A 10,318-nucleotide genomic window follows, 5' to 3' on the forward strand; every position below is an offset into this window, starting at 1 on the left:
CTTCTGGCGCGATTTCGGTTGCTTGATTGGTCAACCCTACGATATTGAAAAGGGGGCTGGTACTAAAAATCCCCATACATTTTTAAGAGCTTTGGGGCCAGAACCTTGGGCTGTAGCTTATGTTGAACCATGTCGCCGTCCTACAGATGGTCGTTACGGCGAAAACCCTAACCGTTTTCAACACTATTATCAGTATCAAGTTCTGATTAAGCCATCACCAGATAATATCCAAGAGATTTATCTTGATTCTTTAAGGGCTTTGGGTATTCGTCCTGAAGACCACGATATTCGGTTTGTAGAAGATAACTGGGAAGATGCAACAGTAGGCGCTTGGGGTACTGGTTGGGAAGTCTGGTTAGATGGGATGGAAATTACTCAATTTACCTACTTTCAACAATGTGGCGGAATAGATTGCAGACCTGTGTCGATTGAAATTACGTACGGGTTAGAGCGACTAACGATGTATCTCCAGCAAGTAGAAGCATTTACAAAGCTCCAGTGGACAGACAATATTACTTATGGAGATGTTTTTCTGCAAAATGAGATTGAGCAGAGTACTTACAACTTTGAAGCATCAAATCCTGAGATGCTGCTAACACTGTTTAATTTATACGAGCAAGAAGCTAATCAGTTAACAGAGCGTGGTTTAGTCTTACCAAGCTTAGATTATGTAATGAAGTGTTCGCATACTTTCAATTTGCTAGATGCTAGAGGAGTAATTTCTGTAACGGAAAGAACTCGTTATATTGCCAGAATTCGTCATTTGGCAAGAAAGGTAGCACAACTATATGTAGAACAGCGAGAAAAGCTTGGCTATCCTTTGCTGAAGAAAACAGCAGTTTGAGTTTGATAAACCTTGAAACTATTAAGTTTCAGGGACTTTAGTTTTTAACAACTCTTTTTAGGCTATCGCTGCCAAATTTATAGACGCGTAGGACTTATACACAGTTAAAGGACATCAAATCATAAAAAACACCAAGGATATGGAGGAATAAAAGTTTGAGAGAGTTGCTGAGTAAGTCCTAACGCGTTCTACCGATCGCTAGTTATTTTTCAGGTCGATAATACCTGCTTATCTACTAAATTGTTTCATAAAGCGGCGGTCAATCCAATCTTTCCAGCACCATAGTAAAGGGTGGGGTGGTAAGGTGAATGCGCCTTTGGTGGCGATCGCTCGTTTGTCGCCTGTCCCAATTAAACTTAAATATTGTTGCTGTGGTATGTAAGGTTTGAGTGGTTTGCCTAAGATAATTCGTTGTAAGTTCTCAAATAATGGCTTACCCTGACGTACCGCAAATACACCAGCTTTCGGACGGGGATGATTTACCATTGTGGCAATATCACCAGCAGCAAATACTTGTGGATGAGTTTGAGATTGCAAGGTGTCATTGACTAAAATAAAGCCTTGTTCATCAGTTCCGAGTCCTGTAGTTTTTAACCAGTCTGGTGCTGAGGCTTGTGTTACCCAAAAAACTTTATCACACTCTACCACTAACCCTAATTCACATTTGACTGCTAGTAATTCTTCATTTATGTATTTAATCTGAGAGACAGACTCGCCTAGATGCAGCTTAATACCTCGACTGGTTACAACTTGTTTTACCTGATGCTGCACTGAGTCATGATTATGCGGCAAAATTTTATGGTGGCGATTAAATAAATGAATTTCTAGATTTTGAATTGGTTTTTGGTTCGCAATCAAGATTTGCTGTAAGTGTGCTTGCATTGCGAGTGCTAATTCTACGCCACCAACACCACCGCCGACAATAGCTATTTTTATTGGCTGTTGAGGATTTTTGTGAACGCTTTGCAGCAGTTCATACCAACATTCTAAGAGTTTTGCTACTGGTTTAGCTGGTATAGCGTATTCATCTGCACCTGGTACAGAGATTGTCGCTGGAGTGCTGCCAATATCAATGGACAGTACATCAAAATTTACCGCGGGACGATTAGCGCAAATTACTTGACGATTTTCTAAATCTAAGCCAATGGCTCGGTCTATACATAAATGTGCATGGGCAAAGTCAGCTAATCTTGACAAATTAATGTGGCACTCATCGTAACTATATAATCCAGCAATGTGTCCGGGTAGCATTCCCGAATAAGGTGTGTCTAATGCTGGTGTAATTAAAGTTAAACTTACTCCTGGTAACGGTTTGATGCCAAACATTTTTAGTGCGATCGCATGACTATGACCACCACCAACTAGCACTAAATCAGGCATAGAATTCTGTTGATGAACACTGTATGATTTTTGAATATTTTCTACAATATCCTTTCCGACACGGTAGCGATGACTATCCGCCATACGACTGAAGCTGATTTACCTGCAATCGTAGCTATTTATAATGCGGCGATTCCTAGCCGTCTCGCTACTGCTGATTTAGAACCTGTATCTGTGGAAAGTCGCCGTGCTTGGTTTCATGGCCGAGCGCCTAATTTTCGCCCTTTGTGGGTAATTGAACAACAAGGAGTGATTGCAGGGTGGTTAAGCTTCCAATCATTTTACGGTCGCCCCGCCTATCATGCCACTGCTGAAATTAGTATTTATATTGCCCCAGCTTTTCATCGTTGCGGTTTGGGACGAAAACTTTTAGACCAAGCAATTCATCAAAGCCCTAATTTAGGCTTAAAAACGCTTTTAGGCTTTATTTTTGCCCATAATCATCCCAGTCTGAAACTTTTTGAAACATCTGGATTTCAACGCTGGGGACATTTACCTCAAGTGGCTGAATTAGATGGGGTGGAACGTGACTTAGTGATTATGGGGCTGCGGATTGGGGAAAAGTGTGAAGTTTGAAATTAAAAATCTTGACTTTTCCAAAAATTCAAAGACTTTCACTATATCAGTCCTCGTAACTCACTTCAACTAACCCAAGAGAGGAATAATGATTACTATCTGAATTTATCTATGGTTTTGCCATAGATATTAATCAATAGATAAGATTTATTATTTCAATCCATAGATATATAAGAATTAATTAGACTAATTATCGTTGATTTATCTAATCAAGTAATTCCATTTTGTTTCATATAAAGGTAAGCTTAATCTAACAAAATTAAGCAAATATAAACTTGCGTTTTTGAATAGTGGTTAGCGTCGGGATCAAAGCTCCTTGATTCCGTAGCCTTAAATTTTGTTTAAATCTAGAGGTAATTTCATGGCTCAGTTTCTACTAGAGACTGTTTGGCTAGTTCCTTTATATGCCTTAATTGGCGGATTGTTAGCCGTACCTTGGTCGCCAGGGATCATTCGTAAGACTGGGCCAAGACCCGCAGGTTATGTAAATTTAGTAATGACTTTTTTGGCGTTTCTCCATAGTGCGATCGCCTTACAAGCAACTTGGAATCATCCACCCCAAGAAGTATTTATTCATTGGCTATCAACAGCTGGTTTAGACCTTACCATTGCTATCGAAATTTCGTCAATTAGTGTAGGCGCAATGGTAGTAATTGCGGGGTTAAATTTGCTGGCGCAAATTTATGCCATTGGCTACATGGAAATGGATTGGGGTTGGGGACGCTTCTATTCTTTATTAGGTTTATTTGAAGCGGGATTGTGTGCCTTAGCTTTATGCAATAATTTGTTCTTCAGTTATGTAATTCTGGAAGTCCTGACTTTAGGAACATACCTGCTAGTTGGCTTATGGTTTAGTCAACCTTTGGTAGTTAGTGGGGCGAGAGACGCTTTCTTAACTAAGCGGGTAGGAGACTTGTTTTTGTTGATTGGGGTCTTAGGATTATGGCCTCTAGCAGGAACATGGGATTACAACGAACTCGCTGTATGGGCAAAAACTGCTGAAGTTGACCCCACAGTAATTACTTTAGTAGGTTTAGCCTTGATTGCTGGGCCGATGGGTAAATGCGCCCAATTCCCCCTACATTTGTGGTTGGATGAAGCGATGGAAGGCCCAGTTCCCAGTACAATTTTGCGGAACTCAGTAGTAGTAGCTAGTGGCGCATGGGTGCTGATTAAACTGCAACCTGTGTTAACTTTGTCACCTCTAGTTTCTACTGTCATGGTAGCGATTGGTGCAGTGACAGCAATTGGTGCTTCGTTAATTGCGATCGCCCAAATTGACGTTAAACGCTGCCAATCTTATTCTGTGAGTGCTTACATGGGCTTGGTATTTATCGCTGTAGGCACACAGCAAGATGATGCTGCACTGTTACTAGTTCTGACTCACGCCTTATCTGCTGCGCTGTTGGTGATGAGTACCGGGGGCATTATTTGGAACAGCATCAGCCAAGATGTTACTCAACTAGGCGGACTTTGGTCACGTCGCCCCATTTCTGGTTTAGCGTTTATCGTTGGCACATTAGGACTAATTGGTTTCCCACCACTAGGTAGCTTTTGGGCATTAGTGGAATTAACCGATGGATTATGGGCTACTCAGCCTTGGTTAGTCGGGATAGTGATAGCCGTTAACGCGTTGACAGCCGTTAGTTTATCTAGAGAATTTGGCTTGATTTTTGGTGGTAAACCCAAGCAAATGAGTGAGCGATCTCCGGAAGTTCACTGGCCGATGGTACTACCAATGGTGATTTTATTCGGATTTGTCCTGCATTTGCCTTTAGTGTTGCAAAGCTTATCCCTGTTACCAGACTGGGCAACCCTAAATAAAGATGTTGCACTTCTACTAATTTGGTCAAGTATTTTCGGTTGTAGCGTCGGTGGCGTAATTTACCTCGGCAATATTCCCAAACCAGTTCGTCTACCTTGGAAAGGTTTGCAAGACTTGTTGGCTTACGACTTTTACACCCCCAAACTCTACCGGATGACCATCATTTTCAGCGTTGCCCAACTTGCTAGATTCGCTGATATGGTTGACCGCTTTGTAGTTGATGGCATTGTTAACTTCGTTGGTTTATTCTCCTTACTTGGTGGAGAAGGTTTGAAATACAGCACCTCTGGCCAAACTCAAACTTATGCCTTCACCGTCCTCTTAGGCATCGGTCTTTTAGGAATGTGGGTGACATGGCCATATTGGGGCGTACAGTTTTTAGAGTTGATGTTTTGAGTCAAAGGTCAAGGGTCAATGGTCAATGGTCAATGCTCAATGATTAAGGCTTAATGTTCCCTGATCAATGGTCAATAAATCATTTGTAACTTCTGTTTCTCCTACACCTCTGCTAATCATCTGCGGTTATAAATCCCTAAACTACCATGCTGAGTGTTTTAATCTGGACACCAATCATCGCTGCTTTAATTATTGGGTTTTGGCCTAGTAATTCCATTCCACCAAATCGCGTGCGCTTGGTAGCCCTTACCATATCTGGTTTAATCCTGTTGTGGAATCTATTCATCCTGTTGAAATTTGACCTCAGCACTCCTGGGATGCAGTTTCAAGAATATTTACCTTGGAATGAAACCCTAGGTTTAAGCTACCAATTAGGAGTAGATGGGCTATCAATATTAATGTTAGTTCTCAATAGCCTCCTCACTTGGATTGCTATTTACAGCAGTAATCAAAATACTGAACGCCCCCGGCTATTTTACTCAATGATTTTGTTGGTTAGCGGTGGCGTTGCTGGTGCTTTCCTCGCAGAAAATTTACTCCTGTTTTTCCTGTTCTACGAACTCGAATTAATCCCCTTCTATTTATTGATTTCGATTTGGGGTGGTGAAAAACGGGCTTATGCAGGAATTAAGTTTTTAATTTACACTGCTGTTTCCGGTGCATTAATTTTGGCAACCTTCTTGGGTATGGTGTGGCTGACAGGTTCCACTAGCTTTGCCATTGATGCTGTCTCAACTCAAACCCTCTCCGCTGGGCTGCAACTTCTCTTACTATCAGGAATCATCCTCGGTTTTGGTATCAAAATTCCTTTGGTTCCCTTCCATACATGGCTACCTGATGCTTACGTTGAAGCTTCCGCACCCATCGCAATTCTGTTAGGTGGTGTGTTAGCCAAGCTGGGAACCTACGGTTTATTGCGGTTTGGTATGGGGATGTTCCCCAACGCTTGGAGTGTTGTTGCCCCAACCTTGGCAATTTGGGGAGCAATTAGTGCGATATATGGGGCAGTGGTGGCGATCGCCCAAAAAGATATCAAGCGGATGGTAGCATACAGTTCCATCGGTCACATGGGTTATGTGTTGCTGGCCAGTGCTGCGAGTACCTCCCTGGCCTTAGTCGGTGCAGTTTCCCAAATGTTTAGCCACGGCATCATCCTCGCCATTCTCTTCCATTTAGTAGGAGTTGTTGAAGCCAAAGCTGGCACAAGAGAGTTAGATAAACTCAACGGTTTAATGAGTCCGATTCGTGGCATACCTTTAATTAGTGCCTTACTCGTATTAAGTGGGATGGCTAGTGCTGGTATTCCCGGTTTAACAGGATTTATTGCTGAATTTATCGTCTTTCAAGGTAGCTTCTCAGTCTTCCCCATCCCGACAATATTGTGTGTCGTCGCCAGTGGCTTGACTGCGGTATATTTCGTTATCCTCCTTAACCGCACCTGTTTTGGCAGACTCGACAATGATTTAGCTTACTATCCCAAAGTATTGTGGTCTGAGAAAGTACCAGCACTAATTTTGGCCAGCTTAATCATCTTTTTAGGAGTCCAACCTACTTGGTTAGTGCGTTGGAGTGAACCCACTACCACAGCAATGGTAGCCGCAATTATCCCAGCGGAGAAAACCGTAATTCCTGAAGTTGCGTTGAAATAGTAACAAGAGACTTACGCAACTGATACAGGAGAAAATATGAATCTCACCTTAATTCCCAGTGGTCTTGTACTATTTCGCTTTTTAATAGCACCCTTCCTCCTGTGGGATGCCTGGGATGGTGATACGAGTATTTTGTTTTTAGTAGGTTTTACCGCTGCTTTTCTTTCCGACATTTTTGATGGCATTATTGCCCGGCGATTGGGTGTTAGCAATGCCAAATTGCGACAAGCTGATAGCTGGGCTGATACCTGCCTTTTTAGTTGTATCTTTTTGAGTGCTTGGCTGGGATACCGAGATATTTTGATAGCTTATCGCCTACCTTTATTGATGGTGATTTTTGCTCAAATTGTGTGGTGGATAGTGAATTTAATTAAGTATGGCAAACCCGCCAGCTATCACACTTATTCAGCCAAGTTTTGGGGAATTACATTATTTATCGCCATTGTGGCACTGTTTGGATTTAATTACGCTGACATAACTTTATGGCTAACTTGTATCGCTGGAACTATTTACAGCATTGAAGAAGTGGCGATGACGTTAATATTGCCAGTTTGGACGCATGATGTTTTGAGCATTTTTCATGCTTTAAAGATACGTCAGCAATTACAAACAACCGATATTTCTACTGTCTAAAAATAGATTTAACATCCAGGAACTAACATGGTACAGACTCCAGAAAAATCTGTTACAACTAAACTTCCACCTTCTCGTCATGAATTTGCCGAAGTAATTCATCGTTTAGAAGCTGGCGGTTCAATGTTACCAGACACGCCAGAAAACTTAATGCAAATTATCGGTATTTATAAAGCTTACGCTGTACCGATGGACTTTTACTGGCGTGACTTATTATATATAGCTGAACAGGTATTTTTAGAGCCATTTGCCTTTTTTAAATACTTCTTACCTAAAGAGTATTTAGACCTGCATAATCATTACGCTGGCGATACTGCTGATTTAAGAATTTGGCGCGGTGAAGCCACTGCCCATCCTGAACTTTTGGCATTTATGGAAAAAGGTGAAACCTTCAAAATGCCAAAGTTATTGCATCACTTATCCCACGATCGCATCAACATGGAATTTGCGGAAGCTTGTATGCGGGCAATGCTTTGGCATCGGCATATGTATGCGCCAGTTAATCAATTTGACGCTTATCTCGACTCGGAAGAATACAAAGCCAACGCTGATCGGGCAATTAAAGCGTTCTTCCAAGGCAACCCTGTAATGCTGGGACTGTACAAACTGTTTCCCGATATGTTTTTGGAACAGTGCCGCCAGATGTCATACTACTCTAACCTCGGCTTGTTCTGGGAAGTCATGGCCCCAGTGTTCTTTGAAATGTCTGACATCTACGATGAAGGCGGGTTTAAGGGTGTACCTGATGCCATGAACTTTTTGGTGAATGGCATATTTGCGATCGCTGGTCGTCCCATTTACCATCATGTTTATATCCGTGGGGAATGCTACGAAATCATACCCAAATCAAAAGGCTTCACTTGGCTGTACGAAGCAGCATTACCTTATGTAGAAGCTGTGTTCTACCGCACCGCCCCCTTTAGAGGTACAAAATCTTACAACGCCCAAGCAGGTCAAGTACCAGATGACCAAAAAGATTTCCACTACGGCATTCTCTACGCTGATGTCTTTCCTGTGGGAACTGCTGGTATTCCACCCACATTGTTAATGCAAGATATGTTGCACTTCTTGCCACAATATCTTGTTGATTATTACAAACAATATTGTCGTGGTGAAGATGATATGTTGATTCAGTTGGGTGTTAGTTTCCAACGGTCAATGTACAATGTTACTTCTGCCGTAATTCAAGCCTTGAGAACTGCACTTTTATATCCCTTAGATGACCCTAACCCTAAACATTTGCAAGCCAATCGTGAGTTTTTTGAACAACAATTAAACCGCTTTACTCGCGCTGATTATGGTATGCGTGATGCTGCCCGTCTGCGGAGTATTCAAAACCAAGATTATCGTTAATTAATGTTCTTTTCACTGCATTTCGATTACTTCACCTCTCTGAACAAGAGAGGTTTTTTATGTAAATAAATTTTAAAAACAAGATTTGTTACCGACAGGGTGAAAAACCAAAGTTTAAACTTGATTAGGCTTTGAGAATGCTGGTAAGAAATCTAGGTTTAGACTTATAGTATTCAAAAGGGGTATAAGAAATCAGTTGTCCGTATATTCTGGCATCAGGGTATTTGTAATGCTTAATATAAAAATAAAAAATCAAGTTTTAGCTAGAGATAAATTTATATGCCAGATATGTGGTTTTCAATTAAATACTAACACAGCACACATAAGTCATATATAGGACTAGTATTTGATTTTTGAAAATGATCCGTACATCTGGAGAGACGGAAAATCAAAGAGAGTGTTTTTAATGAACCACTCAAACATCCACTTAAGATGAGAAAATGTTGGGATTAAAGCACAAAAACGTCGCACCCAAGTTTTTGCTTGCAACCAAACATCTTCTATGGGGTTTTGGGAGGGACAGTTAGGAGCAAAGCGGACGCAATAAATTTTCCATTGCTCTAGAGGTAATACCAATTCACGAAAAGCCTGATACAAATAAAGCATCCAGAATAAAACCCCAACCTGTAATAGAAGCAACAATTGATGTGTTTAATTCCTCAAGACGTTGCCAGATAACTGTTCTTAACTCGTCCAAATTAGCAAAGCATTCCCAACTCAAATTCCGTTTGACTTCTTCCCATAAGCGTTCAATTGGATTAACTTGCGGAGTATGGGGAGGTTGAAATAAGAGAATAATATTTTCTGGTATTTGAAGAGTCTGGCTTAAGTGAAAAGCACCATTGTCTAATTGAATAATATGTATCTCTTCAGAATATGTATTCGCAAACTGCTCTAGAAAAATGCTAAAACAAGCTGTATTTAAATGAGAAAATTCCCAGATATAATACTCTCCAGTTAATGGTTCTACTAATCCGTATAAATAGAAGTTTTCTCTCTTCCATTGCATAATGCCAATAGGCTTAACGCCACGAAGCGTGATTAGTCTTCCTGGTTCTGTTTTTAATCCTACACGGCTTTCATCACCACACCAGTATCTAGTTTTTTTGTGTTTATCTTTTGGCTCTATGACGTGTTTTTTAATGACTTCTAAGTATTGTGGCAGTTTTTTTTAAATTCCAATTCTGCTTCTTCGTTGTGTTTTACCCCTACTGCTCTTGGTACTTTTAACTTTGCTTTCATTCGATAACGTACTGTATCGTGTACTACTTTGTATGACGCTTCTACTCCCTCTTGTGCTTTCAACCATGTTCGGATTTCTTCATAACTTTTAAATCCTTCTGGCTGTTCGAGTTCTTTTAAAAGTTGTTCTCTAGCTGAACCATTAATAATTGGCGGTCTTCCTGTACTCTTGTTTACTGACAACAGACCGTTTATTCCTGATTCTGTATAAGTCTTTAGCCATCTCTGCACTGTCACCCTTTCACTGCCCACGACCACAGCTACATCCTGTACTGTTCTTACTTGCCCCATCTTCAGCAAATACAAAGCTTGAATTCGTTCACGGCTTGATGCTGTTTTCTGCTTTAAGAGCAGTTAATGCAATTCTTGGTCTGATTCTTTAATTTCGACTTTGGTGACTCCAACTACTTTCACCCTTTT

General features: G+C 41.0%; 9 protein-coding genes and 1 pseudogene. 6 read left to right on the forward strand and 4 right to left on the reverse strand.

Translation table 11 applies throughout. The features are described 5' to 3' along the window. A partial coding sequence (gene glyQ / locus NCWK1_RS25905; protein WP_103126682.1) for a glycine--tRNA ligase subunit alpha occupies positions 1 to 844 on the forward strand: 844 nt, incomplete at its 5' end. A gap of 228 nt (positions 845 to 1,072) precedes the next feature. On the opposite strand, the gene NCWK1_RS25910 is transcribed toward glyQ, so the two are convergent. Further along, positions 1,073 to 2,224 (reverse strand): FAD-dependent oxidoreductase, encoded by a 1,152-nt coding sequence (locus tag NCWK1_RS25910; RefSeq protein ID WP_103126690.1) that lies wholly within the window; start codon positions 2,222 to 2,224, stop codon positions 1,073 to 1,075. A gap of 69 nt (positions 2,225 to 2,293) precedes the next feature. Between NCWK1_RS25910 and NCWK1_RS25915 the strand changes: the two genes are divergently transcribed. From NCWK1_RS25915 to NCWK1_RS25935, 5 genes are all read left to right on the forward strand, one after another. After that, entirely contained in the window at positions 2,294 to 2,800 is a 507-nt protein-coding gene (locus NCWK1_RS25915; protein WP_103126683.1) for a GNAT family N-acetyltransferase, read from the forward strand. Between the two features lie 361 nt (positions 2,801 to 3,161). Then, the gene (locus tag NCWK1_RS25920) at positions 3,162 to 5,021 is read left to right on the forward strand and encodes an NAD(P)H-quinone oxidoreductase subunit F (RefSeq protein WP_103126684.1); all 1,860 of its coding nucleotides are present in this window, start codon (positions 3,162 to 3,164) and stop codon (positions 5,019 to 5,021) included. A 146-nt stretch (positions 5,022 to 5,167) separates the two neighbouring features. Beyond that, positions 5,168 to 6,670, forward strand: coding sequence for an NADH-quinone oxidoreductase subunit M (locus NCWK1_RS25925; protein ID WP_103126685.1), 1,503 nt, complete (start codon positions 5,168 to 5,170; stop codon positions 6,668 to 6,670). 36 nt (positions 6,671 to 6,706) lie between these two features. After that, positions 6,707 to 7,303 (forward strand): CDP-alcohol phosphatidyltransferase family protein, encoded by a 597-nt coding sequence (locus NCWK1_RS25930; protein ID WP_096583007.1) that lies wholly within the window; start codon positions 6,707 to 6,709, stop codon positions 7,301 to 7,303. A gap of 27 nt (positions 7,304 to 7,330) precedes the next feature. Continuing rightward, complete coding sequence (locus NCWK1_RS25935; RefSeq protein ID WP_096583009.1) at positions 7,331 to 8,656, forward strand: CO2 hydration protein; 1,326 nt, start codon at positions 7,331 to 7,333, stop codon at positions 8,654 to 8,656. 339 nt (positions 8,657 to 8,995) lie between these two features. Here the strand turns inward: NCWK1_RS25935 and NCWK1_RS25940 are convergent. The 3 genes and pseudogenes from NCWK1_RS25940 to NCWK1_RS25950 all read right to left on the reverse strand — a co-directional run. Further along, a pseudogene (locus tag NCWK1_RS25940) lies at positions 8,996 to 9,226 on the reverse strand (IS630 family transposase); the annotation flags it as partial. A gap of 7 nt (positions 9,227 to 9,233) precedes the next feature. Next, a complete protein-coding gene (locus NCWK1_RS25945; protein WP_340641195.1) occupies positions 9,234 to 9,821 on the reverse strand; it encodes an IS630 family transposase in 588 nt (195 codons plus the stop codon). Then, positions 9,806 to 10,189, reverse strand: coding sequence for a helix-turn-helix domain-containing protein (locus NCWK1_RS25950; protein WP_187308252.1), 384 nt, complete (start codon positions 10,187 to 10,189; stop codon positions 9,806 to 9,808). The genes NCWK1_RS25945 and NCWK1_RS25950 overlap by 16 nt, the downstream gene beginning before the upstream one ends. Positions 10,190 to 10,318 lie beyond the last annotated feature (129 nt).

Source organism: Nostoc cycadae WK-1 (assembly GCF_002897135.1).
Lineage (GTDB): Bacteria > Cyanobacteriota > Cyanobacteriia > Cyanobacteriales > Nostocaceae > Nostoc_B.